The sequence below is a fragment of the Streptomyces sp. NPDC050211 genome, assembly GCF_040656035.1.
Taxonomy (GTDB): Bacteria; Actinomycetota; Actinomycetes; order Streptomycetales; family Streptomycetaceae; genus Streptomyces.
The window spans coordinates 322,015-347,204 of record NZ_JBFALC010000001.1; the positions used below are offsets into that span (position 1 = coordinate 322,015).

Here is a 25,190-nt window from a genome sequence, read left to right on the forward strand (position 1 = left end):
CGCAGTTCCCCGCGCCCCTTCGGGGCGCGCTTGACAGCCCGGCGTCAGAGCGACCTCGCGGCCTCCTCCCGCAACTCGACCTTCCGCACCTTTCCCGACACGGTCATCGGGAACGCCTCCAGGATCCGCAGCCGGCTCGGGATCTTGTAGTGGGCCAGGCGTCCGTCGCAGAAGGACCGCAGTTCCTCCAGGGTCGGCGGGGCAGCCGGGTCGCGGGGGATGACGCAGGCGAGGACCTCCTCGCCGTAGCGTTCGTGCGGTACGCCGACCACCTGGACGTCCGCGATCTTCGGATGGGCGTAGAGGAACTCCTCGATCTCGCGCGGGTAGATGTTCTCGCCGCCCCGGATGATCATGTCCTTGATGCGGCCGACGATCTCCACGTAACCGTCCTCGCGCATCACGGCGAGGTCGCCGGTGTGCATCCAGCGGGCGGCGTCGATGGACTCGGCGGTCTTCTCGGGTTCGTTCCAGTAGCCGAGCATCACGCTGTAGCCGCGGGTGCACAACTCGCCCGGGACGCCGCGCGGTTGGGTCGTGCCGTTCGCCGGGTCGACGATCTTCACCTCGATGTGCGGGAGGACGCGGCCCACCGTGCCGGTGCGGTGCTCCAGGTCGTCGTCGATCCGGGTCTGGAGGGAGACCGGGGAGGTCTCGGTCATGCCGTAGCAGATGGAGACCTCCTCCATGTGCATCTCGGCGACCACCCGCTTCATCACCTCCACCGGGCAGGGCGAGCCCGCCATGATCCCGGTGCGCAGCGACGCCAGGTCGTACGTGGCGAAGTCCGGGTGGTTCAACTCCGCGATGAACATGGTCGGTACGCCGTACAGCGAGGTGCACCGCTCCTGCTGCACCGCCTCCAGGGTGGCTTTCGGGTCGAAGGAGGGGGCGGGGATGACGATGCACGCGCCGTGCGTCGTCGCTGCCAGATTTCCCATGACCATGCCGAAGCAGTGGTAGAACGGCACGGGGATGCAGATCCGGTCCTGCTCGGTGTACGCGATCGACTCACCGACGAAGTAACCGTTGTTGAGGATGTTGTGGTGGGACAGCGTGGCGCCCTTCGGGAAGCCCGTCGTGCCCGAGGTGTACTGGATGTTGATGGGGTCGTCGCAGGACAGGTCCTCGTACGCGGCCGGCGTTCCCCGCGCGATCAGCGCATCCCAGCTCGGGTCACCGATGAAAGCGGTCTCCCTCAACTGCGGGCACTTGCCGCGCACTTGCTCGACCATCGCCCGGTAGTCGCTCGTCTTGTGACGGAGGGAGGCGAACAGCAGCGAGATGCCGGCCTGGCCCAGGACGTACTCGACCTCGTGGGTGCGGTAGGCCGGATTGATGTTCACCATGATCGCGCCGATGCGGGCGGTGGCGTACTGGACGAGGACCCATTCGGGGCAGTTGACCGCCCAGATCCCGACCCGGTCCCCCTTGGCGACCCCGCTCGCGAGCAGTGCGTACGCCAACTCGTCGACGTCCGCGGCGAATTGGGCGTACGTCCAGCGCCGTCCGGACGGCACGTCGACGAGCGCCTCCCGGTCCGGCCACGTGGCGACCGCGCGGTCCAGGCTGGCGCCGATCGTGTCGCCGAGCAGCGGGGTGTCGCCGGTCCCATGGGTGTACGAACTCAACGAGCTCACCGGAAGTCCTCCTCGCGGTATTCGGCGTCCGAGCTGGCGGCGGTGGCCTCGCGCAGTTCGATGCGGCGGATCTTGCCGGAGACGGTCTTGGGCAGCGGGGCGAACTCCAGGCGGCGGATGCGCTTGTACGGGGCGAGAGTCTCCCGGGAGTGCTCGAACAGCACCTTCGCCGTGTCGGGACCCGGCTCCCAGCCCGCCGCCAGGACGACGTACGCCTTCGGCACCGCGAGGCGCAGCTCGTCCGGTGCGGGCACGACGGCGGCCTCGGCGACCGCCTCGTGCTCCAGCAGGGCGCTCTCCAGCTCGAACGGGGAGATCTTGTAGTCGCTGGCCTTGAACACGTCGTCCGCCCGGCCGACGTACGTGATGTAGCCGTCGGCGTCCCGGGAGCCGATGTCTCCGGTGCGGTAGTAGCCGTCGGCCATCGCCTCCGCCGTACGCTCCGGGTCGCCGTGGTAGCCGGTCATCAGACCGACCGGGCGGGCCGAGAGGTCGAGGGCGATCTCGCCCTCCGCGGCGCCGGAGGCGCCGGAGACCGGATCGAGGAGGTCGACGCGGAAGCCGGGGCTGGGGCGGCCCATGGAGCCGGTCTTCAGGGGCTGGCCGGGGCTGTTGGAGACCTGGACGGCGGTCTCGGTCTGACCGAAGCCGTCGCGGATGGTCACGCCCCAGGCCCGGCGGACCTGCTCGATGACCTCGGGATTCAGGGGCTCCCCCGCGGCCACGGCCTCGCGCGGCGGGGTGCGCAGCTGGGTCAGGTCGGCCTGGATGAGCATGCGCCACACGGTCGGCGGCGCGCAGAACGTGGTCACGCCCGCCCGGTCCATCTCCGCCATCAGCCGGGCCGCGTCGAAGCGCGTGTAGTTGTGCAGGAAGACGGTCGCCTCCGCGTTCCACGGCGCGAACAGATTGGACCAGGCGTGCTTGGCCCAGCCCGGGGAGGAGATGTTGAGGTGTACGTCGCCGGGCTTGAGGCCGATCCAGTACATGGTGGCGAGATGCCCGATCGGGTACGAGGCGTGGGTGTGCTCGACGAGCTTGGGGCGAGCGGTCGTACCGGAGGTGAAGTAGAGCATCAGCGGGTCGTCGGCGCGGGTCGGGCCGTCGGGTGTGAAGTCGGCGGGGGCTTCGTAGGCCTCCTCGTACGACAGCCAGCCCGCGGGCGCGTCGCCGACCGTGATGCGGGTGTAGTCGCCGGGCACCTCGGCGAACTTGACCGTGTCCTCGGGGCGCACGATCACCTGCCGGACCCGGCCGCGCTCGACCCGGTCCCGCAGGTCGGCGGGGCCGAGCAGCGGGGTGGCCGGGATGACGACGGCACGCAGCTTCATCGCGGCCAGCGCGGTGATCCACAGCTCCGCCTGGTTGCCGAGCATGACGAGGATCCGGTCCCCGGCACGGACGCCCTGCCCGCGCAGCCAGTTGGCGAACTGGTCGGAGCGCACGGACATCTCACCGAAGGACAGCCGGACCTCGCCGCCGTCCTCCTCGACGATGTGCAGCGCGGTCCGGGCGTTGCCGTGCGCGATGGCGTCGAACCAGTCGAGCGCCCAGTTGAAGTGGTCCGGCCGAGGCCAGGTGAAGCCCTCGTACGCGGCGGCGTAGTCTTCGCGGTGCTCCAGCAGGAAGTCCCGTGCCCTGCGGAACTCCTCCGTCGACGTCGTCATCCGTCCTCCTCATCACCGGAAGCCGGTCGGGCGGCTCCCCGACCTGCTCCAGGTCTCCCTACCCCCGCCGGGGCACCGCTGTCACGCGCCTGGGTCGAGCCCGCTGCGACGACCACTATTCATTCACTCGTGCTTTGAATTTCCCTATGCTCCACCCCCGCTGCTCACCCTTGTTATTTCCCTCACCTCGTCACACGTCCGAATTTCAAAGACCCGTTGCCTAATATTGGCCCGGACACGACACACGGAGGGGAGCGGTGACCGTGCGACGGGACTTCAAGGAGCCTGCCAGATGCCGCCCCGACCTGGTCATCGGCCGGGAGGAGCAGGTCGCTCAGGCGCGTGAGCAGCTCGGCCGGGGCGGCAGCGTGCTGCTCCACGGTCCCGCCGGAATAGGAAAGTCGACACTCCTGCGGGCGCTGGCCGCGCAATATGCCGACGCGGCACGGACCGTGCTGCGCTGCTCGGCCACCGAGTCCGAATCCCATCTCCCCTTCCTCGCCCTGGCCGACCTGCTCGGACTGGCCCTGGACGAGGTGTCCGACCAGCTGCCCGCCGCCCAGCGCACCGCCCTGGAGTCGGCGCTCACGGGCCGCGGCGAGTCCACCCTCCAGCGCGACGGACTCGCGCTGCGCCTGGCGGTGCTGTCCGCGCTGCGCGCGCTCGCCGCCGCGGGCCCCGTCCTGATCGTCGCCGACGACCTGCAGTGGCTGGACCCGGCCAGCGCCGAACTCCTCGGCTTCGCCGCCCGCCGCCTCGGCGACACCCCGGTGCGCATGCTGTGCGCGGTACGGACCGAGGGCCAGGAGTACGACCGTCATCTACGCGCGTCCCCACCGGACACCCTCGCGGTCCGCCTCAACCCGCTCTCCCGCACCCAGGTCTCCGACCTCCTCGACCACCGCGGCTACACCGGCCTGTCCCGGTCCACGGTCCGCGAGATCCACCGCACCAGCGGCGGCAACCCGCTGTTCGCCCTCGAACTGGGCCGCGCGCTCGCCGAGAGCCCCGCCCGCCCCCGGCCCGGCGAACCGCTGCCGGTGCCGACCTCGCTGCGGGCCCTCGTCCTCAGCCGACTGGAGAACCTCTCCGACGAGGTCCGCCACACCCTGCTCGTGGCCAGCGCGGGCGCCCGCCCCACACTGGCCCTGCTGCACGCGGCCGGCCGTGAGAACGCCGAGGCCGAGACCGCCCAGGCGGCCACGCTGGGCCTGCTGGCGACCGAGTCCGAGGGTCCGGCCGTACGGTTCGCGCATCCGCTGATCTCGGCCGCGCTGTATGCGGAGGCCGCCGCGCAGGAGCGGCGGGCCGCGCATGTCGCGCTGTCCACCGCGGCCTCCGACCCGATCGAGCGGGCCCGGCATCTGGCCCTGGCGACGACCGGCACCGACCCGGAGGTGGCGGCCCGGCTCGCGGAGGCCGCCACCCTGGCCCGGGACCGGGGCGCACCGTCCGTGGCCGCCTCCCTCGGGCTGCTCGCGGCCCGGCACACCCCGGCGGACGGCGAGCCGACCCCGGAGGTGCTGCGCCTGCAGGCCGCCGAGGACGCGATCACCGCCGGGGACCTGGACCTCGCCCGGGACATCGCCCGGGAGGTGCTCAGCCGGACGACCGTGCCCGAGGACCGGGTACGGGCCTGGATCATCGTGATCGACACGGCGGGCCACGCCATGACCGAGGTCGACTCGGTCTTCCCGCAGGCCCTCGCCGACGCGGGCGACGACCCGAAGCTGCTCGCCCTGATCCACTACCAGCTCGCCTGGCGGGGCCTTCTGGTGGAGGGTGACTTCGACGAGGCCCGCCGGGCGGCGGCGTACTCGGCGGAGCTGGCCGAGCGGGCCGGCGACCGGTACACCGAGCTGATGGCGCTCTCCTTCCAGGCCCAGATCGAGACCCTCATGGGCCACACGAACGCCCCCGCGACCATCCGGCGCGCGCTGACGGAACCTCAGGACCCGCGGGTGGCCTGCCATCACAACGGGGCCGGCTACTCCCGGTTCCGCTGGCTGATCATGAGCGATCAGCTGGCCGAGGCGCGGGCGACGGTCACCGCGCTGCTGCGCGAGGTGCGGCGGCGCGGCTCCGTCGAGAGCGAGGTGCACTTCCTGCGCGGGGTGGCCGAGACCGAACTGCGGTCCGGGCACTGCGGCCGTGCGCTGGACCTGGCCCGGGAGGGTCTGCGGCTGGCCCGGGACAGCGGGATCGGCGAGGTGGCCTCCGCCGTCCTCACCTCCATCGCGGAGGCCTCGGGCGGCGAGGTGGACCGGGCGCTGGCACTGGCCAGGGAAGCGGTCGAGCACGCCGAGGAGGGCGGCGACCAGGTGTACATCTCCCGGGCCCTGGCCGCCCTCGGGTACGCCCAACTGGTCGCCGGGGACGCACCGGAGGCGGTCCGCTCACTGCGGCGGGTACGGGAACTGGAGCAGGCGCTCGGCATCACCGACCCGGCGCGCGGCCGCTGGCACGGCGACCTCGCCGAGGCGCTGGTGCGGATCGGCGAACCGGCCGAGGCGCAGGACCTCATCGACGTCACCCGCGAACAGGCGATGCGGCTCGGCCGCGAGAGCGTGCTCGCCGTACTGGACCGCGCGGAGGCGCTGGTGCGCGCGTCACGCGGCGAACACGACGCCGCCGTCGCCCAGTTGACGTCGGTCCAGGACCGCCTCGCCAAGCTGGGCTACGGCCTGGAGGAGGCCCGGACCGCGTTCGTACTGGCCTCGCTGCGCACTCGGCGGCCCACTGGGACGTCGTACGACGAAGCGGCGCGGCTCTTCCGCCGGTGCCGGGCGTTGCCGTGGCTGCGACAGGTGGACGCGGCGGCGGACGCGAGCCCGCCGGAGCCCGTAGCGCAGCAGCCGGTCGCGCTCGACGGGCTGGAGGGCCTCGCCTCGATGGAGCGTCAGGTCGCCGCGCTCGTCATGGAGGGCGCGACGAACCGGGAGATCGCCGGGCGTCTGTTCATCAGCGTCAAGACGGTCGAGGCGACCCTGACCCGGGTCTACCGCAAGCTGGGGATCCGTTCGCGCGTGGATATCGTCCGACTGGCGGCAGGACGCCGCGCGAAGTGAGACCGGTGCGGGTTTACTGGGCGCGACCGAGGGTTTTCCCTCCCCAACTCCCTTAGGGGGTTCCCTCATTGGGAGGAGGCTGTGCGCCCGCTTAGCGTATGGCCATGCCGCTCGCCCGGGCATACGGGGGTCGGTCCCGAGACCCCCGTGCAACCCCCCACACCCGTGCGACCCCCCACCGGCAACCTCTTGAGGAGACTCATGTTCGGGCTCACCCGTGCCACGAAGACCGCCGCCGCCGTCGCGGCGACCGCTGCCGCCGCCGCGACCGCGCTGCTGACCGCCCCCACCGCGGTCGCCGCCCCGCAGCCCATCGTGGGCGGTACGACGACCACGACGACGGCGTACCCGTTCATGATGCAGATCACGGACGCCTCGGAAGACCAGTTCTGCGGCGGCACGCTCGTCTCGGCCACCAAAGTCGTCACCGCCGCGCACTGTATGACCGGCGAGAGCGCCGGCGACGTCAGAGTCGTCGGCGGCCGCACCTACCTCAACGGCACGAACGGCACGGTCAGCGAGGTCACCGACATCTGGGTCAGCCCCGACTACACCGACGCCACCAACGGCGACGACGTGGCCGTGCTGACTCTGGCCACCTCGATGCCGTACACGACCGCCCCGTATGTCTCCGCCGACGACACCGACGTGTACGCGACGGGCGCCACGGCCCGCATCCTCGGCTGGGGCACCACCTCCGCGGGCGGCAGCTCCTCCAACCAGCTGCGGACGGCCACGGTCCCGCTCGTGGCCGACTCGAGCTGCGGCAGTTCCTACGGTTCGGACTTCGTCCAGTCCGACATGGTTTGCGCCGGTTACGAAGACGGCGGCGTCGACACCTGCCAGGGCGACAGCGGCGGTCCCCTGCTCATCGGGGGCGTCCTGGCAGGCATCACTTCCTGGGGCGAGGGCTGCGCGGCAGCCGGTTACCCGGGTGTCTACACCCGGCTGACCACGTTCTCGGACGAGGTCACGGAGCAGATCGACTCGTGACCCGGCAGTTCTCCTGAGCAACCCCTCAGGTGAAAGACCAGGGGGCGTTGCGGGCTTCCACGAGCAGCCCGCAACGCCCCCTATCCATGTCCGCCCGCCCCGGGTTTGAATGGCCGCCTCTACGGAGGTGATGGTCATGGTGTCCGCCGACCGGCTGCTGGCCTTCGCGGCGATGTCGCTGCTGGTGGTCCTGATCCCGGGCCCCAGCGTGCTGTTCGTCATCGGACGTGCGCTGGCCCACGGCCGCCGGACCGCGGTGGCGACGGCGCTCGGCAACGTCTTCGGCTCCTATCTCCTGGTGGTCGCGGTCGCCGTGGGCATCGGCTCACTGGTCGAGCGGTCCGTGACGGTCTACCTCGCGGTCAAGCTGGCGGGCGCGGCGTACTTGGTGTTCCTGGGCGTGCAGGCCTTCCGGCACCGCAAGGAGCTACGGCTGACGGCGACCGGGCCGGCCTCCGCCCGCCCGGCCCGCGGGGACCTCCGTACGCTCCTCGACGGCGCCCTGGTCGGCGTCACCAACCCCAAGGGCGTCGTGTTCTTCGCCGCCGTACTCCCCCAGTTCGTGGACCACTCGGCGGGCCAAGTCCCCTTGCAGATGCTGGTGTTGGGCCTGATCCCGATCCTGATCGGCCTGGTCACGGACACCCTGTGGGGCCTCACCGCGTCGGCGGCCCGCGCTTGGTTCGCCCGCTCGGACCGGCGGCTGTCCCTGATCGGCGGGGCGGGCGGCTGCACGATGATCGGGCTGGGTGTGACGGTGGCGGTGACGGGCCGGGCGGACTGACTCACGACGCGGGGATCACGGTCCCGAAGCGGATGTCGTACGACGAGTCCTTGTGCATCACCTGGAGCATCCGCGCCCCCTCTTCCGTCACCTCAGCGCGCTGGGCCTTGGTGAGCGTGCCGAAGGGCTCGATGACGAGGGCGCCGTCGAGGATCCGCCACACGCCGGCGAGGAAGCCGTCGACGAGGAACGGGCAGTAGACCGTGTTCACCTGCCAGGTACGGCCCCGGTTCGGCGGCGGCACCACGCGGGTGCGGTCGGCATGGGAGAGGAGCAGGTTGTCGAACTCGGGCAGGAAGCGGGGCGGGGCCGGGGTGTCCGGGTCGGGGCGGGGGGCGTCGGGGAGGTCGAAGAGTTCGACGCCGTTGTCGTCCCGGAAGGTGGCCAGCTGAGGGCGGAGGCGTTCGAAGGCGGGGCGCATCCGGGTCAGGCCGCACCAGGTCTGCATGTCCTTCACGGAGGCCGGCCCGAAGGCGGCGAGATAGCGCAGGACCGTGGCGTCGGCGGAGGCGGCGGGCTCGGTGGGACGCCCCAGCCAGTGCTCGACGCTGGTCAGGGAGACCTGGGTGCTCCTGCCCCACATTCCGCGCGGGGTGACCTGGACGAGGGGCAGTTTGCAGCGGGCGGCGACGGCCAGGGACTGCGGGTCGGCGTCCGGCCACTCGACGCTCAGCGCCTCACGCAGCTGCTTCATCGTGCGCGGCCCGTCCTCCACGAGCTCACGGGCGAGTACGGCGAGCCGGTCCAGGTCGACACCGACGAGCCCCTTGCGGAAGTAGTTGATCTCCCGGTCCCGGGCGGGCTGCACCAGCGGACGCAGGGTGAGGCTGTCGTCGGCGGTGTGCAGATGGATCGTCGAGCGCATGGTGACGATACGCACCACCTCACGGCGCTCCAGCAGCCCCGACAGCTCCTCGGGCCTGAATCCGTCGAGCCGGGCGGCGAGCGCGTAGTACGGCGCCTTGACCTCCTGGGCCTGGAGACCGACGAGATGCTCCACGGCCGCCAGCGCGGTCAGCGGCGAGCGGCGCAGCAGCAGCTGCCGGTCGAGGGTCGCGCGGTTGAGGGCGCGGATGCCGAGCACGGGGGCGGTCGCGGACGTCGTCTTCGTCATGCTCCGCACGCTAGCCCCGCTTGCGGACACCTTCTGTCCGCAACTCTCAGCCGATTCCGTGCCACCCATCCACCCGCCCGCCCCGATGTCGTATGCCCCCGTATATCCTGCTCCGTGATCAACCGCTCCGCTGGAGCATGACCAGCAGGGACTAGCAAGGGACTAGCAAGGGACCAGCGAGGGACCAGCAGGGAGGTGCCGCCATCGCCGCGAAGAACTCCAGGAAGTCCGTCTGGCGCCGCGCCCTGAACCACCAGCCGCCGGCACCCGAGACAGAGCCCGAGCCCGCCCCGTCCTCTCCGGCATCGGCGGACACCCCCGAACAGGGCAGCGTCGTCCAGGCCGTCCTGTACCAGGACGGCATTCGCGTGTCCTCCCCCGCCACCCTCGCCGAGACCTACCACGAGCTGCGCGAGAAGCCGGCCGGCATGGCATGGATCGGCCTCGCCCGCCCCACCGAGAGCGAACTCCTCTCCTTGGCCGCCGAGTTCGACCTCCATCCCCTCTCGGTCGAGGACGCGATGGAGGCCCATCAGCGCCCGAAGCTGGAGCGCTACGGCGAGACGCTCTTCGTCGTGCTGCGGGCGGCCAGGTATCTCGACGCGCCGGAGGAGGTCGACTTCGGCGAGCTGCATGTGTTCGTCGGCCCCGACTTCGTGATCACGGTCCGCCATGGCGCGGCACCGGACCTGTCGGCGGTCCGCCAGCGCATGGAGGAGTCACCGGACCTGCTGAAACTAGGCCCGGAGGCGGTGCTCTACGCCATCCTGGACGCGGTGGTAGACGGTTATGTACCCGTCGTCTCGGGCGTCCAGAACGACATCGACGAGATCGAGACGGAAGTCTTCAGCGGCGACCCCGAAGTGTCCCGCCGCATCTACGAACTCTCCCGCGAAATGGTCGAGTTCCAGCGCGCCACCCGCCCCCTCGTCGGCATGCTGCACGGCCTGATGGCCGGCTTCGCCAAATACGGCACGGACGAGGAACTCCAGCGCTACCTCCGCGATGTCGCCGACCACGTCACCCACACCAGCGAACGCGTCGACGGCTTCCGCCAGGCCCTCACGGAGATCCTCACCGTGAACACGACCCTGGTCACCCAGCAACAGAACGCGGAAATGCGGGCGTTGGCGGAGGCGGGGTTCGAGCAGAACGAGGAGATCAAGAAAATCTCTTCTTGGGCGGCGATTCTGTTCGCTCCGACGCTGGTGGGGACGATCTACGGGATGAACTTCGACCGGATGCCGGAGTTGCACTGGGTACTCGGATACCCCTTCGCTATCACCCTAATGGCTATCGTATGCACCAGTTTGTACGCGATCTTCAAACGGAAAGACTGGCTCTGAGTAGTCACCGCGAGAGGCGCCGCCACGAGGAGTGGCATCCTCGATCGCACGCTCCGACGGAGCGTCTGAGGCTGCTGGGGAGAATCTGGGGAGAATCAACCGCGGTCCGATGCGGGCGGTCTGCTGCGATCGCGGACGTTGACCTGCGAGAGCTTCGCCGCTATGGCGCCATCTGGAAGCGGTGGTCCGCACGGAGAGTAGTGGGCTTCCGAGTCGGAACACCAAAAACGGATGGGCACAGCAGGTTGCTGCGCCCATCCGTTTCGCGGGTTGTGGAGAGTGGACGTCTACGAGGCCGTGGCAACGGCGGCGGGGTGGCCGAGCAAGGCATCGATGGCCCCGCGCCCCTTGCCCCCGGCCTCGGGCATGAAGTGGGCGTAGTAGTCCAGGGTGATGGTCGGGCTCGAGTGCCCGAGCCAGCGGGCCAGGGTGACGACGGACTCGCCCGCTTCGAGGATGACCGAGGCGTACGTGTGCCGGAGCACGTGGAAGCCGTCCTTGCGAGACGCCTTCCACCGCTCGTCCTTCTTCCGCATGGGGATGACGCCTGCGGCGGCCAAGGCCGGCTTCCACACCTCGACGTTGAAGATGTTCGCGCGAAGAGCGTTGCCGTACGTCGTGGTGATGACGAGCGGGAACTTCTTCGTCTCCCGATCGGGCTCCGGACCGCCCCACGGCAGCTCCACCTCGACCGCCGGATACTCCATGAAGTACTGGGCCAGGGCCGTCGCGACCGACGGAGGCATGTCGACGACGCGGGTCTTGCCGCCCTTCGGCAGGGTGAAGTACAGCCGCCCACCGAGGAGTTGTACCTGCCGACGGATACGCAGCACTCCGCGGGCGAAGTCGACGTCCTCCGGCGAAAGCCCGAAGACCTCACCCTGCCGCAGCCCGCAGCCCAGTGCCAGCACGACTGCAATGCGGTAGCGCGCTTTGATCGCGTCCCGTACGCGCTGCGCGATCTCCAGCGGCCAGGCTTCTCGCTGATCCTCCGGCACCTTGGGCCACCGCACGGACTTGGCCCGCATCGGGTTGCGGACCAGCCGCTTGTCGTCGATCGCGGTCTCGAAAATGTTCGAGAGCGAGCCGAGAATCTGCCGGACGTAGCGCGGCGAGCATTCGTTCTCCAGCGCGGCGATGTAGCCACGTAGAACGGCCGGGCTTATGTCCCGCAGGGCGACGGTGCCCAATTGAGGCCGGATGTGGAGGCGGACGCGCTCGTCGATGCGTTTGACCGTGCCGGGAGCGCCGCGAACTCCTGTCTGCCAGAAGCGTGTCACGTAGTCGTCCAGCGAGATGGAGCCGTCGCGGGGGTCGACGAACTCGCCGCGCTCGCTGTCGGTGCCGGCCCTGCGTAGCCACGCCTTGGCGTCTTCCAGCGCGTCGAACGACTTGTCCCGGACTCCGGGGATACCGGCGACCCGGTACCGGGAACCCTTGCCGTAGCGGGCGGTGCGTTCCCGCTTGCCGGTGGCGGGGTCTTTCTTCTTCTTGATCCAGCGGTCTTCGATGTAGCCGGCCAAATGGTCCCTTCCAGGTAGATGACGGAAGTAGCAAGATCAGGCGCCCGTCAGGCGCTTGTCTCGTAGTCCGGGCGGGCCTGAGGTGCCGCATTGAGGGGACTCAGGGTCGTGTTGGAGCGCGAATCGGCCTGCTCCTGTTCACGGACCCAAGCGTCCAGGGCCTCCAGCCGGTACATGACGCGGCCGCGTCGGCCCATTCGGAAGCTCGGTGGCCCTTGGCGCCGATGCCGCCAGACGTACAGGGTGTGGGGCGAAAGGCCGAGGTACTCGGCCGCGTCTCTCACATTCAGAAACGCTCTGCCGACGGTGGCAGTGAGCTGCGGCGCGATGGCGGGGCAGAGAGCAGACGCACGGGCATCGGCGGTTTCAGGCATGAGTGGTCCTTGAAAGGTGGGGCGGGAAGGCTCCCGGCGAGTCGCGATCGGACGGGCCAACGGACGGACCAGGATGGGGCAACCAGCTCTGTGAGGAGTGGGGCCCGACGTCACAGTGGTACTGCGGGGTGCGTGCCCGCGCTCCGCGGGCCAGCCGGAGCGCGGGCCGCTCCTATCGCTTGCGCTTCGGAAGGACCATCGCCTTGGCCAGGTGACCCCAGTCGATTTCGACATCCCCCCGGCGGAAGCAGTACGGGTAGCGAAGCGCCAGCCAAGCCGGGGCCACGCCGGCCAGTTCAGCAACCGCGAAGGGCGAGATGCCCATCCTCAGCCACTCCGCCAGGCAGGACTCACGGAGGATGGAGATGGGCTCCCCCAGACGCCACGAGTACAGGTCGTCCCGGGGCAGGACGGCCTCCTGGGCCTGCTGCCACACCCGCCGGCAGACGGAAGCCGGAAGCGGCCCACCGCGCCTGCCGGGAAACAGCAGATCGTCTTCCCGCAGACCAGCCCCATCGATCCACTCACGCAGGAACTCAACGAACTGGAGGTGGAGGGGAATCTCCCGTGCCACTCCTCGATGACGAACTGTCAACACACCCCGGTCGCCCTCCGGGAACACCACGTCGCGGACTCGCAGAGCGCGAGCTTCGCCCGGACGCAGCGCCTGCTCCGCCACGGTGAGCATGAAGGGGTACATCGAGCGATCGTCAGCCGCGTGCCCGCGTATCCACTCCAGTAGCGCTCGAACCTGCTCCGTGGAAAGCAACCATTCTTCTTCTATTACGTCGACGGACACAGCTATGAACTCCTCAGGGAGAAGGGAGGAAATGCGCCACGCGGGGATCCGCGCGACAGGTTCAATACTCCGCACGATCCCCGGTTTCGGTAACCGGGGATCCCGTGCTATAAGGCCACTGGCCTCCATGAGGCTGATGCCGGATTGACTTCAAGGGGAGCCACTGGTGAGTCATCGCGACCTTCAGGAACCGGTCTAGGTTGACTTGCACAGGGCCTTCTATTCCAGTCCGTTCAGGCCCCAACTTGTCTGCCGTCGGCGAATCGCCCCGATGCCCGCCACCTCGGCAGGACACTTCGGCAACACTCGCCTCGGAGCCTGAAGCGGTCGAACAGAGCAAGCGTCTTCTAAGCGCCTGGTCTATCGCGACGGCACATCGCGTACGCCGTACCGCAACTTGAACGGTCTTACAGATCTACCGCAAGGCCGCAGAGATCCTCCCCTGCGCCTTACTCGGGCGACAATCTCAGCACCCGAATATCATGGATTAGAAATGCGGTTGGATCGCAGGTAAGGCGAGCCCACATTCAGCCCCGAATCGCCGCATTCGAATTACTCGCTGCGGCCAACGAGTTCATACTGAAAGGGCGGGTAGAGACCGCCAACGAGGCTATTGGCATTAACCGTCGAAGAGATCCGCTTGCTCCCAGTGAGCTGGTGCTGGCTCGCCCGTGTCAAGCAAGTTCCCAAGTTGCGCGGCATCTTCGGCATCCAAGCCCAGGATCAGTCGGAGAGTTGTGCCGAGCAGCTCGGTATATGGAACCAGCGCCCTCGCTCCCGGTGGACTGGCGGTCCTGCTGACGAAATTGCAGCGCAGAGGGACGCGAGTGGGGGTAAGGGCTTGCGCTTCGACCACGCCTTCCTCCTGTCCCAACGCGGCGCTGATCCCATCCAGTTGCGGATCATGGGTCACGTCTTCGCCCGGGGCGTCGTAGCCGATGCTGCGGTTGGTCATCAGCATCCGGATCGAGGTCAAGGGGATGGCAAACCTGGCGGCCCGTTCCCGGACCTCGGCCAGCAGGGGCGCCTCGTACTCCTCTGGAGCATGGAGATCCTTACGGCTGGCGGCCAGGAAGGCCACGAAGTCAGATCCGCGCAGGCCGAGATGTCCATCGTCGATGACCCAGCGCCAAGCGCCCCCGGCCCTTACGGTCTCCGATTCGACCACCATGCACACGTGCGCCTTCCATGCTTGCACTGCGCTGCGCATCAACCGCTGGAGGTTGGGTGTGTCCGTGATGTCGGTACGCAGCAGCGTCTTGGCGTCCACGAGCGGTCGGATGCGACGCCAGAAAGCCTCATCCGTGATCTCCGGAGAGGAGAGGAGCAGGCTCAGCGAGGTCTCGTCGAGGGATGTCTGGTGGGGAACATTGGCCGGGAACTCGGACAACGAACGGCCGCTGCCCTGCCACATGGCCGCCATCAACGTGGACATGCGGCGCGACACATCAGGCACCGTGTGCCGAGAGACTTCGGAGAGGGCCAGCCGAGTGGGGTCGGCTTGGCCCTCGCGGGCCGCCTCCACTCCCGAGCCGACCATGTACAGGAAGCGCTCCACCTGGCGCTCCCCCATGATGCCGCGACCGCCCTCGACGATCGCGTCGGATGCCAAAGCGGTCGGTGTCCGTGTAGGGGCGCGGGCAGGCAGCGCTCCAAGTCCGGAGGGATCGAGCACCAGGGTGTGACGTTCCTCGGCGACGGTGTCCAGTTGGTCTCGTGCAGGCCCGGACCCGAGACGGGCGAGTGGCACCACAAGCGGCTGCTGTTCACGCTCGAAGAGCTGAACATCAGATGCCAAGAGTTCAGGATCAGAGGACGCGCGAAGGTAGACACGTCGTTCGGACCTGCGGGTGCCGGCGCTCCACGTCATCAGCAGGTCCGGAACGTAGGTGTGGTTGAAGAAGTCCGTCCGCACAATCCGCGCGGTTGGGTACACGTCCAGGAGACGCCGCTGGATCACATCCTTGACGCGCTCGACCGCTTGCCGCGGATCGGGGTGGTCGAGAGCACTGTCGATCTCCGGCGCCACCGGCGTCACCATGACGACCTCCCCTGGCTGTTGTAGAAGTTGGCGACGACTCCACGCCAGTCGTCCAGCGGTACCAGCTTCTCCTGCTTCTCTGACATCACGACTAGCCAGAGCCGCTTGGACAAGTCCTCCACAAGCTCGTCCTTGATCGACTCGGCAGCCGCTTCCGGATCCTCGATGCCGAAGATCCGCAGCGACTCCGCGAGGACGGCCTCGCGGATCGTCTGCGGGCTGGTGAGCAGGTCCCAGTCATTGGCACGGAAGGGCGCCCAGCTGATCCACATGTAGTGGTCGCCGAGCATGTACTCCTGGCTCAGTGCCACGTAGCACTTGGCCAGAAAGCTCTTGTAAGCGGGGCCCTGGTCGCTCGCGTTCTTGCGCCACTTCACCTCGGCGCAAAACATCTGGCCGTCCCACTCGCCGCCCCGCATCATTCCGCCGAGGTCGTACGAGAAGGGCCGCTCGTTCCCGTTCGGCCATCGCAAGGTGAGCTTCCGCGCCCACGCACCATCGATGTTTGTGTAGGACTGCGACACACGCATGGTGCCTTCAAGCCACCGCTTGACCCGCTGCACCGCCTCGGCGCCCTTGACGTGCTCTTCTTCACCCGGCACGGCGCAAGAGTATCTTTACGTACCATCTCCGATACAGAATGCGAGGAATCTGGCAGCTGTTCACACGTGGTCGTTGGCCACGACCACGACTGCGGTCCCTGTCTCGGCCGCGAGGCCACGGAACTCGTTCAAGCGAGCGCCCCATGAACGATTTCAGCCTCAGTACTCATCGTCCAGCCTGCCGCTCGGGCCGGTGCGGACTCCAGCCCTTCAGATACGGCTGAAGTTCATCCGGCGCCGGATCACGCGGAGCCGGCATGCTCGGAGGGTTAAGCAGCGGGTCGATTCCCCGCGCATACGATCGTGCCCACTCCAGCCAGAGTCGGGGCGAATGCAGGGTCTGCTCGCCCAAGTCCCCGTCCAGCTCAGCGAGACGACGCTCCAGGGCGTCGCAGTACTCACCAATCACGACGACTTCCCGCCAGCGACCGGCCTCTTCACGCAGCACCTCGGCGAACTGCTCCCGGACGGCAAGCTCCTTCGCTTCCTCCATAACCTCCCGCCAGCGCACTGCACGCTCTTCTCTCGCGCGTTCCTCGCTCTCCCTGCGCCGGGCGTCTTCCACCGCTCGCGCCTCGATCTCCCCGAGAACCAGCCCCAGAGACTGTTCAAGGGTCCGGCTCTTGCGGTCCCGCCAGCGGCCGGGTCTGCCGGTCAGCCCGTGGGCGACCTCCACGACGAGACGCGAGGACCGTTCCGGATCCGTGGACTCGGGAAACTCCTGCCTGATGGTGACCGGATACGCGAAGCCGTCGACAACGACGTCCATCCCACCCTCGCGCGGGAAGTAGGACGACCCGACCTTCCGCACCTCGTGCCCGCGCCGCGCCGCCTCGGAGGCCAGCCCCTGGAGCATCAGAAGCGATCTGCGGCGCAGCGCAGGCGGCATCACCAGCCGCCTCACGTCATCCTTGAGCGCAGCCACAACCGGATGAAGGGACGCCAGCCGCGTAGGCACCCTGACCGCCGACGTACCCGTCTTCGGTCGCTGACTCCGGGCATTGGGATGCGGACCCTCCGCGAGGAAAAACTCCAGACCGAGCCGACCGTACGGCACCTTCTCGATGCGCTTCCCCTCCGGCTCCATGCCGTGCCGCTTCGCGTAATTGACGACCCGCCGCCATTCCGCGATCTCCTCGTCATCGGCATGGGCGAAGCGGACGTGCCCTTCAGCGAGGAGCCGTTCGACCAACTCACGAGCTTTCGCCCGCCGCGCACGAGCGACGGGCCGCTCGCCATACGACGCCGAAGACTCGACGGGCACCGACGGCCCACCGTGATCGGCAGGCACCGCGTCGTCAGGATGGCGGCCATGGCGCAGATAGAACCGGCCAGCATCCGTGACCTCCACACGAGCAGCACCGCCACCCTTGTCCACCGTCAACAGCCCACGGTCACGCAGGGCATACGCCGAGCGCCAATCCCCTGGCGCCCAGGCTCCGGGTTCCTCACCGGCCGCGAGCCGCTCAAGAAGCGCACGCTGCCGTTCGTTCGGAGCAGGCCGTCGTTCCACGGCATCCAGCCCACACCGCGCAGGCCCGCCCTGTATAGACCCGAAAGGGCGGCTCCGTGCCGTGGGAGTCCCCCTCGGACTGCTCTGGGACTTCCGGCTGCATCGCCGGGAGCGTCACCAGCCCTCGACACTCCACCGGCAGTCGCACATGGCTAGGGTCTGACGTGCCCAAAAAGCGGCCTGACACTCCATCAGAACGAGCGTCAAATGAGCGTCACGAGCGTCATTTCAGCGTCAAGATATCGCCCGTAACGCCCACACCGCACATAATGCGCACGCACGAAACCGCAGGTCAGGCGCCCTTTGTGACCGGTTCAAGGATCGCAACGCACTCCACGTGATGCGTCATCGCGAAACATGTGGACACGAAAGCATGTGGAAATACGTGCAGCTCAACAGCGCGCGACATGCAAATCCGGCATACGGGTCACGTCGTTACGGGCATAGTGTGCGCTACGTGCGCCATCATGACGCACGCCGCGTGCGCAACCGAGCGCTTCAGACCGAACGAGAACTGCAGCCCTCACCTCCGCGAAGGAGCAGCACTGCACGCCACGGAAGGGGCTATTTCGCGGCCCGGGCCGGGCGCTTCCAGGCCGCGCTCACCGAAAAACGCCAAGGCCACCTCGGAACGCTGTCGCCCCAGCTCGCGTGGCTGCGAACGTACGGATCCGCGCAGCCGAGGTGTCACGCCGGTCACCGGCGGCCGGTGAACCGCTCCACTCCGACGACGCCGAGCGCGGTGAGACCGATCTGGATGGCGAGTTCGATCCAGGCGATGCCCTTGGTGTCGGCGACGTTGAAGGCGCCCGCGATGGCCGTGCCGGCCAGGGCCGCGACGATGCCGACCAGGATCGTCCACCAGATGCCGATGCACTGGCGGCCGGGGATGACCAGGCGGCCCGGGACTCCGATCACGACGCCGATCACGATCGCGGTGAAGATGCCCGAGATCTTCATGCCCGTCAGCCTCTCCTTGACCCGACGGTTCGACACAGCTGTCGAGTTACGGGTTCCCCCGCAGCGGCGGTGCAGTAGCTTCCGCGCCAGTCGGGCGGGGCACGGAGAGGATCGCCAGGCGCTCCTCCAACTCGTCGAGTGCTCTGCGCGCCGTCGTGATGCGCTCCCGTAGCTCCTGTTCCGACAGCGGCCTGGGCGCGGACGGCGGGCCTGGGTCCGTCTGCTCCTGGTCGTCGGCCTGCTCCACGGCCCGCGCCTCCTCAAGGGAGGTGATGACGACACTGATGAGGACGTTGACCAGAACGAAGGAGGCGATGAGGACGTAGCTGGCGTAGTAGAGGATGCTCCAGCGAGAGATCTCCAGGCCCGCGCGGACGGCGTCACCGAGGCCGTCGAGCGTCATGAGCAGGAACAGGGTCAGGACGGCGCGGCCGATCGAGCCGAAGTGTTCGGGGTCGGCGCGGGCGAAGAAGACCCAGCCCACCATCGCGTAGACGTACAGCAGGAGTCCGCCCACGAGCAGGAAGCTGACCGTGCCGGGCAGGCTGCGGCCCACCGCGACGAGCACGATGCGCAGTTGGGGCAGGAAGCGGGCGGCGCGCAAGACGCGGGCGAGGCGGAGAAGTCGCAGCACGGTGGTGTTCTGCCGGACGACGGGGAGGAACGCGCAGGCCACCACGAACTCCTCAGGGTCTCGACCGAGCCGGATGGAATCGGCGAGCAGGGAGCTGACTCGGCGCGCTGTGGACTCAGTGGCGGAGGATGGCGCTGGCCGCCGACCGGCGGACCACGGCCCCGCGGAGGCGTGCGGCTGGCATGGCTTTCTCGATGTCCTGCGACAGCAGTTGTCGACGACCACGGCAGACACCTGCGGCTCGAGGAAAGTCGATGCCGACGAGTTCGGGAGACGGTTGTTATGCCCTGTAGCCAGCGCTTTGCTCACGCCGGCGAAGAGCGCGGACGACTCACACATGCCTCCGCCGTTCTGCTGTTCGCTGCTTGCCCGAACTGGCAGCCGAGGTGCCTCCCGAACAGCGCGAGACGCTGTTCTTCAACGCCGACAGAGCCAGGCGCGTCCGATGAAGATCTTGAGTCAGCCGCCCAACGACTCGTTGGGCAGCGATGGCGACACCCCCCTGCCGAGCCGCCCTCGCATTCCGGCTCACACCCGCTTTGGGTATGCAAGTTCATCTCCGGCAAGAACAAGCAGAACGCCGTCAAGTCGATGGTCGTCACGGACGGTGAAGGTCGTGTGCTGTGGTGCAGCCCAGCACGGCCCGCAAGCTGCGCGGATATCACTCACGCCCACCAGTTAGGGCTGGTCAGGCTCTTGGCCGGCGGGCCCGCGGGGAGTCACGATCAAGGTGTCGGCCGGAGGCTGTGAAGCCGGATGAATCGTGGGTGGCCGGCCGTCCGCCGCGCCGTCCCCCGGAGGCGAAGCCGCAGAGCCCGCGTCGGGTTGCCCGCGCTTGATGGCCGCGTCTACCGCGGCACCGATGCGGCGCAGTGCTGCCAGCTCCTGAGGGCCGAGATCATCGATCAGGTACTCGCGGACTGCGGCGACGTGTCCCGGCGCCGCCGCCACCACTACGTCGTAACCGGCCTCGGTCAGCGTCGCGGTGGTGCGCCTTCCGGAACCGGGGATCCGCTTCCGTGCGAGCAGTTCGCGCTTCTCGAGCCGACCGACGACATGGGACAGCCTCGACAGTGACGCCGCCGTTCGCGCGGCCAGCGTGCTCATCTGCATGGTGCGGTCCGGCTGCTCGGAGAGGACCGAGAGCACCATGTACTCGAAGAAGGTCAGCTGAGCCTCGCGCTGCATGCGCGCATCCAGCGCGGCCGGCAGGCTGATCATGATCGCTGAGTTGGCCAGCCACGCCGCCAGCTCGTCGCCGTTCAGCCATCGCGTCTCGGCAACCGGACCGGTGGACGCCTCCGTGCCGGAGCCTTCGTCGGCACGCGCCGTCGCCTCGGATGTCGGCCCGTTCCGTGGTCGCCGACGGCGCCGGCCGTTCGTGTCATCTGCCGTGCTCGCCATGAGGACATCCTAGACCCACTTATTGACGCGTCAAGTTCGAAGGAGTAGAACTTGACGCGTCAAGTTCGCTCTGCGGCGCTGAGGCCCGCCCCACACGGAATGGACAACAGATGCAGTCCACGTCGCTCGGCAGGCTCGATGTCCCGCGCATCGGCCTGGGTGTCATGGGGATGTCGGCGTACTACACCGGCGCCGGCCGGGACGGAGCCGAGTCGATCCGCACCATTCGTCGCGCCGTCGACCTCGGTGTCACCCATCTGGACACCGCCGAGGTGTACGGCCCCAACATCAACGAGGCACTGCTGGGTCGCGCGATCAAGGGCCGCCGGGACGAAGTCGTCCTCGCCACCAAGTTCGGCCTCATCTCCCACACCGGCCGGCCGGGCCCGGACAGCACCCCCGCCAACATTCACACGGCTGTCGACGGCTCACTGCGGCGGCTCGGAACCGACCGCATCGACCTCTACTACCAGCACCGGGTCGACCCCAACACTCCCATCGAGGAGACGGTGGGGGCGCTGAGCGAGCTGGTGGAGGCGGGCAAGGTCCTCCACATCGGACTGTCGGAGGCGGCAGCGGCGACCGTCCGCCGGGCCCATGCGGTCCATCCCGTGGCCGCTGTCCAGAGCGAGTACTCGCTCTGGGCGCGGGACCCGGAGGCCGAGGTGCTGCCCACGCTGCGTGAGCTCGGCATCGGACTGGTTCCCTATGCACCGCTGGGACACGGCTTTCTCACCGGTGACATCCGCACCCTGGACGGCCTGGACGCCGCCGACTGGCGTCGCTCCAATCCCCGGTTCACCGGCGACAACCTCACGCGCAACCTGCGCATCGTCGACCAGGTACGCGAGGTCGCCGACGAGGTCGGGGCCACGCCCGCGCAGGTCGCGCTGGCCTGGCTGCTCGCGCAAGGAGACGGCATCGCGCCCATTCCGGGGACGAAACGCATCGACCGCCTCAAGGAGAACAGCGCCGCCGACGGCATCCGACTCACCCCGGGCCAGATCGCCCGCCTGAACAACCTCACACCGGCGTCCGGCGAACGCCATGCCGAGCCCGACATGGCCGCCGTCGACCAGTGAGTCAAGCGCGCACGCACCGATTCGCCCCGCGCACCACACCACGTCCTGCTTCAACGAAAGAAAAGGAACACCACATCATGTCAAGCAATCTCATCCGGGTCGGCATCATCGGCGCGGACACGAAGGCGAGCTGGGCGGGCGCCTCGCACATACCCGCGCTGGCGGCACAGCCCGACTTCCACCTGGCCGGTGTGGCGACGCGGCACGAGGAGAGCGCGCGCGGCGCTGCCGAGGCGTTCGGCGCCGAGCGTTGGTTCGCGGACCCCTACGCGCTCATCAGTGACCCTTCGATCGACCTCGTCACCGTCGCGGTGAAGGTCCCCGCTCACCGCGAGCTCGTCCTGGCGGCCCTCGCGGCGAACAAGGCCGTGTACGCGGAGTCGCCGCTGGGCGCGACCGTCGCGCAGACGGAAGAGATGGCTGAGGCGGCCGGCTCACTGCACACCGCGATCGGCCTGCAGGGCCGGCTCAACGCCTCGGTACGCCGCGCGGCGGAGATCATCGCTGAGGGCCGGCTCGGGCGGCTGCTCTCGGCGCGAGTCGCCGCGACGACCTTTGGCAACGGCCCGGAGTCGGTGAGCGCGTACGAGTACTTCGACAAGGCAGCGTCCGGAGCCGGTTTCCTCACCATTGCCGCGGGCCACGTCCTGGATGTGGTCGAGGCCGTTCTCGGCGACGTCACCGAGATCGACGCCCGCACCGAACTCCTCTGGCCTCAGGTGAAGTTGGTCGACACCGGCGCGATATCCGTCCGCGAGGTCCCGGATCACCTCGACGCCATCGCCAAGACCTCCTCGGGGGCGCCGGTCGGGGTGCAGATCCTGGCGGGCGTGCCCGCCTCCGACGCCCACTTCAGTCTGGAGGTACGAGGATCGGAGGGCTGGCTGAAGCTGACGGGCGACCACCCCGCGGGCGTTCAGGTCGGCGACCTCACCCTCTCGTCTAGCGTCGACTTCACCGCGCCCGACCGCCCGGTCGCCACCGGCGCGGGACCCACCGCCGCCGACATCTGGAAGGGCGCTTCCATCAACGTCGGCGAGGTCTATGCCAGCCTGGCCCGCGACATCACGAACGGCACCCACCACACCCCGGGATTCCAGCACGCCGCCCACAACAGCCGTCTCATCGCCCGAGTCGAACAAGCCGCCCGGACCGGCGTCCGGCGCTGACGCCACCGCACCTCGCGGCACGGTGCCTTACTGCCGTGACGGATACGGCGACCGATCCGCGGGCACGGGTGGCCGACATAGGTTCGGACTCGCTGAAGGGTTCCTGAGACCCACCACCCCGATCAGGGAGTCGTTGATGATGTCAGTCCCTCGTCACCATGGCGCTCGCGGCGCTTCGCGGCAGGCTCACGGCGTATGACCACCTCCGCGCGCGCCGCTGTTCTCGAAGCGCGGGACGGGCCCTTCGATTTCCGCGACATCGAGATCGAGGACCCGCGGTCCGACGAGGTACTCGTTCGCATGGTCGCGACCGGAATATGCGCGACCGACGCTCACGTGCGGGCACAGCGCATGGCGACGCCGCTGCCGGTGGTGCTGGGGCACGAGGGAGGAGGGGTCGTCGAACGCGTGGGGGCCGCTGTCACCACCGTCGAGCCCGGTGACCACGTCGTCCTCTCCTACCACTCGTGCGGCCGCTGCAAGCCGTGCATGTCCTCGCACGCGGCCTACTGCGACAACGTCTGGGCGGCCAACTTTGCAGGTGCCCGCTTGGACGGCTCGAACGGTCTCCACGTCGCCCACGGTGCTGAGCCGCACGGTCACTTCTTCGGCCAGTCCTCGTTCGCCACCCACGCCCTGACGCACCAACGGAACACGATCAAGGTCCCCCGCGATCTGCCCCTCGACGTCATGGCTCCGCTGGGGTGCGGGCTCCAGACGGGCGCGGGGGCCGTACTCAAGGCCCTGGCCGTGCCGGCGGGAGCGTCCTTCGCGGTCTTCGGCGTGGGAGCGGTGGGCCTGGCGGCGGTCATGGCGGCACATGTCGCGGGTGCCACCACCATCGTCGCCGTCGACGTCGACGCCGGCCGCCTCGACCTGGCCCGCGATCTCGGAGCGACGCACCTCGTCGACCCCGGCCGGGTCGAGGATCTGACCGGCGCGCTCCGGACCGTCGACGAACGCGGTCTGGAGTACGTCCTCGACACCAGCGGCCGCGCGGAGAACCTCGACGCCGGGGTCGGCGCCCTGGCACCGATGGGCCGATTCGGCTTCGTGGCGTTCCACGAAGGAGCGGGCGCCGTGCTCGACGCCGGCCGGCTCACGCTCGGCCAGTCGCTTCAGGGCATCATCCAGGGCGACGCCGTCTCGTCGCTCCTGATCAACGACCTTGCCCAGCTCTATCGAGCGGGCCGGTTCCCCATCGACCGACTGCTGTCCTTCTACGACTTCGCCGATATCAACACCGCGTTCGAGGATGCGGGCTCAGGCCGCGTCACCAAGGCAGTCCTTCGCTTCACGTCACCGGGATAGACCACCCGTTCGACAGCTTCCCACGAACACAGAGAGGAGCCCGTCGATGTGCCAGAGCAGTCAGATACCCATCAACGTCGAAGAAACCCCGAGCTTCTACGGGATCGACCACTACGGGTTCCCCCGCGCGGGGGCGGACGACCCGTTGGACCCCGCGGGCTATTACCCCCCGTATTTCCAGAGCGAGCACTTCCAGAAGTACGGCTACCACGTGGAAGAACTGCGCGGCGGCTTCTACTGGGTCACCAGTGCCGGCTACGACGCCGCATTCGTGGTGACCGAGGAGGGCGTGGTCGCGATCGACGCACCCCCGACGCTGGGCGAGAACATGCTGGCGGCGATCGAGGACGTCACCGACCGACCGGTGACCCACGTCATCTACAGCCACTGGCACGCCGATCACATCGGCGCGGCCTCCGTGTTCGGACCCGACGTCGAGATCGTCGCCCACCGCATCACCAAGGAACTCCTGGAGCGCTTCCCCGACCCGAAACGCCCCCTGCCGACGAGGACGTTCGACGACGAACTCGTCCTCGAAGTGGGCGGCGTGAGCCTGCAGCTCTCCTACCGGGGAGAGAACCACTGCCCCGGCAACATCTTCATCTACGCACCGCGGCAGAAAGTGCTCACGGCCGTCGACATCGTCAGTCCGGGAAGCGTCACGTTCATGCACTGCGACGCCTCGCAGAACATCTCCGGCTGGTACGAGGCTCAGTCCCAGATCCTCGAATACGACTTCGACTACTTCGTCGGCGGGCACCACATGCATTACGGCACCTACGAGCAGGTGAAGCTGTGCGTGGAGTACTTCACCGACGTGCTCGAGGGGGCGACCGCGGCGGTCGAGCGGTTCAGCCGCTCGGATGCGCTCGCCGACATCGTGACCGGCACCGGCTGGGACAGGATCTTCGTCGGTACCGAGAACTGGATCAGCTCCATGGCGAACTACACCACCCGCCACGTCCTCGAGAAGGAGACGAGCGACGGCCGGCTCTGGTGGGAACGGCTGGCGGGAGCCACCACCCAGACCAAGTACCACGCGTACACCGTGCTGGAGTCGATCCGCCTCGAACGGCCCCGGCCCGACTACCGCCTGCGGGGCGAGAATCCTCCGGTCTTCCTGACCTGACACCGTTCTGAACGGTGCGAGCAAACCCTTGTATACG

At 68.6% G+C, this 25,190-nt stretch carries 19 protein-coding genes and 1 pseudogene; 8 read left to right on the plus strand and 12 right to left on the minus strand.

From position 1 onward, the window contains the following. Positions 1-44: 44 nt before the first annotated feature. Together AB0I98_RS01425 and AB0I98_RS01430 are read right to left on the minus strand one after the other, a co-directional pair. Positions 45-1,631 carry an AMP-binding protein gene (locus AB0I98_RS01425; RefSeq protein WP_362933770.1) on the minus strand — a complete coding sequence of 529 codons (1,587 nt, stop codon included), beginning with the start codon at positions 1,629-1,631 and terminating at the stop codon, positions 45-47. 5 nt (positions 1,632-1,636) lie between these two features. Then, entirely contained in the window at positions 1,637-3,307 is a 1,671-nt protein-coding gene (locus AB0I98_RS01430) for an AMP-binding protein (protein ID WP_362933528.1), read from the minus strand. Between the two features lie 257 nt (positions 3,308-3,564). Between AB0I98_RS01430 and AB0I98_RS01435 the strand changes: the two genes are divergently transcribed. From AB0I98_RS01435 to AB0I98_RS01445, 3 genes are all read left to right on the plus strand, one after another. After that, the gene (locus AB0I98_RS01435) at positions 3,565-6,375 is read left to right on the plus strand and encodes an AAA family ATPase (protein WP_362933531.1); all 2,811 of its coding nucleotides are present in this window, start codon (positions 3,565-3,567) and stop codon (positions 6,373-6,375) included. A 201-nt stretch (positions 6,376-6,576) separates the two neighbouring features. After that, positions 6,577-7,368, plus strand: coding sequence for a serine protease (locus tag AB0I98_RS01440; RefSeq protein WP_362933534.1), 792 nt, complete (start codon positions 6,577-6,579; stop codon positions 7,366-7,368). A gap of 136 nt (positions 7,369-7,504) precedes the next feature. Then, the gene (locus tag AB0I98_RS01445; protein ID WP_362933537.1) at positions 7,505-8,152 is read left to right on the plus strand and encodes a LysE family translocator; all 648 of its coding nucleotides are present in this window, start codon (positions 7,505-7,507) and stop codon (positions 8,150-8,152) included. Between the two features lies 1 nt (position 8,153). Here AB0I98_RS01445 and AB0I98_RS01450 read toward each other — a convergent pair whose 3' ends face one another. Beyond that, positions 8,154-9,266, minus strand: a complete 1,113-nt coding sequence (locus AB0I98_RS01450; RefSeq protein ID WP_362933540.1) for a winged helix DNA-binding domain-containing protein — start codon at positions 9,264-9,266, stop codon at positions 8,154-8,156. 203 nt (positions 9,267-9,469) lie between these two features. Here AB0I98_RS01450 and AB0I98_RS01455 point away from each other — a divergent pair, with 203 nt between their 5' ends. Beyond that, complete coding sequence (locus AB0I98_RS01455) at positions 9,470-10,612, plus strand: magnesium and cobalt transport protein CorA (protein ID WP_362933773.1); 1,143 nt, start codon at positions 9,470-9,472, stop codon at positions 10,610-10,612. Between the two features lie 287 nt (positions 10,613-10,899). Here AB0I98_RS01455 and AB0I98_RS01460 read toward each other — a convergent pair whose 3' ends face one another. The 9 genes and pseudogenes from AB0I98_RS01460 to AB0I98_RS01500 all read right to left on the minus strand — a co-directional run bounded on the left by AB0I98_RS01460 (position 10,900) and on the right by AB0I98_RS01500 (position 20,462). After that, on the minus strand, positions 10,900-12,135 hold the full coding sequence (locus AB0I98_RS01460; RefSeq protein ID WP_362933543.1) for a site-specific integrase: 1,236 nt from the start codon (positions 12,133-12,135) through the stop codon (positions 10,900-10,902). A gap of 47 nt (positions 12,136-12,182) precedes the next feature. After that, entirely contained in the window at positions 12,183-12,509 is a 327-nt protein-coding gene (locus tag AB0I98_RS01465; RefSeq protein WP_362933546.1) for a helix-turn-helix domain-containing protein, read from the minus strand. A 172-nt stretch (positions 12,510-12,681) separates the two neighbouring features. Continuing rightward, on the minus strand, positions 12,682-13,308 hold the full coding sequence (locus tag AB0I98_RS01470) for a tyrosine-type recombinase/integrase (RefSeq protein WP_362933549.1): 627 nt from the start codon (positions 13,306-13,308) through the stop codon (positions 12,682-12,684). 619 nt (positions 13,309-13,927) lie between these two features. After that, complete coding sequence (locus tag AB0I98_RS01475) at positions 13,928-15,349, minus strand: hypothetical protein (RefSeq protein ID WP_362933552.1); 1,422 nt, start codon at positions 15,347-15,349, stop codon at positions 13,928-13,930. Further along, entirely contained in the window at positions 15,343-15,951 is a 609-nt protein-coding gene (locus tag AB0I98_RS01480; protein ID WP_362933555.1) for a hypothetical protein, read from the minus strand. Before AB0I98_RS01480 ends, AB0I98_RS01475 begins: the two co-directional genes overlap by 7 nt. 166 nt (positions 15,952-16,117) lie before the next feature. After that, on the minus strand, positions 16,118-17,329 hold the full coding sequence (locus AB0I98_RS01485; protein ID WP_362933776.1) for a hypothetical protein: 1,212 nt from the start codon (positions 17,327-17,329) through the stop codon (positions 16,118-16,120). A gap of 831 nt (positions 17,330-18,160) precedes the next feature. Then, positions 18,161-18,424, minus strand: coding sequence for a GlsB/YeaQ/YmgE family stress response membrane protein (locus tag AB0I98_RS01490; protein WP_362933558.1), 264 nt, complete (start codon positions 18,422-18,424; stop codon positions 18,161-18,163). 46 nt (positions 18,425-18,470) lie between these two features. Further along, a pseudogene (locus AB0I98_RS01495) lies at positions 18,471-19,103 on the minus strand (ion transporter); the annotation flags it as partial. A gap of 633 nt (positions 19,104-19,736) precedes the next feature. Then, positions 19,737-20,462, minus strand: coding sequence for a MarR family winged helix-turn-helix transcriptional regulator (locus tag AB0I98_RS01500; RefSeq protein WP_362933561.1), 726 nt, complete (start codon positions 20,460-20,462; stop codon positions 19,737-19,739). A gap of 110 nt (positions 20,463-20,572) precedes the next feature. Here AB0I98_RS01500 and AB0I98_RS01505 point away from each other — a divergent pair, with 110 nt between their 5' ends. The 4 genes from AB0I98_RS01505 (at position 20,573) to AB0I98_RS01520 (ending at position 25,153) form a co-directional block, all read left to right on the plus strand. Continuing rightward, positions 20,573-21,544 carry an aldo/keto reductase gene (locus tag AB0I98_RS01505; protein ID WP_362933564.1) on the plus strand — a complete coding sequence of 324 codons (972 nt, stop codon included), beginning with the start codon at positions 20,573-20,575 and terminating at the stop codon, positions 21,542-21,544. Positions 21,545-21,621: 77 nt separating this feature from the next. Beyond that, entirely contained in the window at positions 21,622-22,713 is a 1,092-nt protein-coding gene (locus AB0I98_RS01510) for a Gfo/Idh/MocA family oxidoreductase (protein WP_362933567.1), read from the plus strand. A gap of 195 nt (positions 22,714-22,908) precedes the next feature. Continuing rightward, positions 22,909-24,024 carry an NAD(P)-dependent alcohol dehydrogenase gene (locus tag AB0I98_RS01515; RefSeq protein WP_362933570.1) on the plus strand — a complete coding sequence of 372 codons (1,116 nt, stop codon included), beginning with the start codon at positions 22,909-22,911 and terminating at the stop codon, positions 24,022-24,024. 46 nt (positions 24,025-24,070) lie between these two features. Further along, positions 24,071-25,153 (plus strand): MBL fold metallo-hydrolase, encoded by a 1,083-nt coding sequence (locus AB0I98_RS01520; RefSeq protein ID WP_362933573.1) that lies wholly within the window; start codon positions 24,071-24,073, stop codon positions 25,151-25,153. Positions 25,154-25,190 lie beyond the last annotated feature (37 nt).

Coding starts and splice junctions, on each gene's coding strand:
- AB0I98_RS01450 (WP_362933540.1), bottom strand. CDS start 9,266: ATGACGAAGACGACGTCCGCGACCGCCCCCGTGCTCGGCATCCGCGCC.
- AB0I98_RS01505 (WP_362933564.1), top strand. CDS start 20,573: ATGCAGTCCACGTCGCTCGGCAGGCTCGATGTCCCGCGCATCGGCCTG.
- AB0I98_RS01440 (WP_362933534.1), top strand. CDS start 6,577: ATGTTCGGGCTCACCCGTGCCACGAAGACCGCCGCCGCCGTCGCGGCG.
- AB0I98_RS01520 (WP_362933573.1), top strand. CDS start 24,071: ATGTGCCAGAGCAGTCAGATACCCATCAACGTCGAAGAAACCCCGAGC.
- AB0I98_RS01445 (WP_362933537.1), top strand. CDS start 7,505: ATGGTGTCCGCCGACCGGCTGCTGGCCTTCGCGGCGATGTCGCTGCTG.
- AB0I98_RS01510 (WP_362933567.1), top strand. CDS start 21,622: ATGTCAAGCAATCTCATCCGGGTCGGCATCATCGGCGCGGACACGAAG.
- AB0I98_RS01430 (WP_362933528.1), bottom strand. CDS start 3,307: ATGACGACGTCGACGGAGGAGTTCCGCAGGGCACGGGACTTCCTGCTG.
- AB0I98_RS01515 (WP_362933570.1), top strand. CDS start 22,909: ATGACCACCTCCGCGCGCGCCGCTGTTCTCGAAGCGCGGGACGGGCCC.
- AB0I98_RS01500 (WP_362933561.1), bottom strand. CDS start 20,462: ATGGCGAGCACGGCAGATGACACGAACGGCCGGCGCCGTCGGCGACCA.
- AB0I98_RS01475 (WP_362933552.1), bottom strand. CDS start 15,349: ATGGTGACGCCGGTGGCGCCGGAGATCGACAGTGCTCTCGACCACCCC.
- AB0I98_RS01490 (WP_362933558.1), bottom strand. CDS start 18,424: ATGAAGATCTCGGGCATCTTCACCGCGATCGTGATCGGCGTCGTGATC.
- AB0I98_RS01465 (WP_362933546.1), bottom strand. CDS start 12,509: ATGCCTGAAACCGCCGATGCCCGTGCGTCTGCTCTCTGCCCCGCCATC.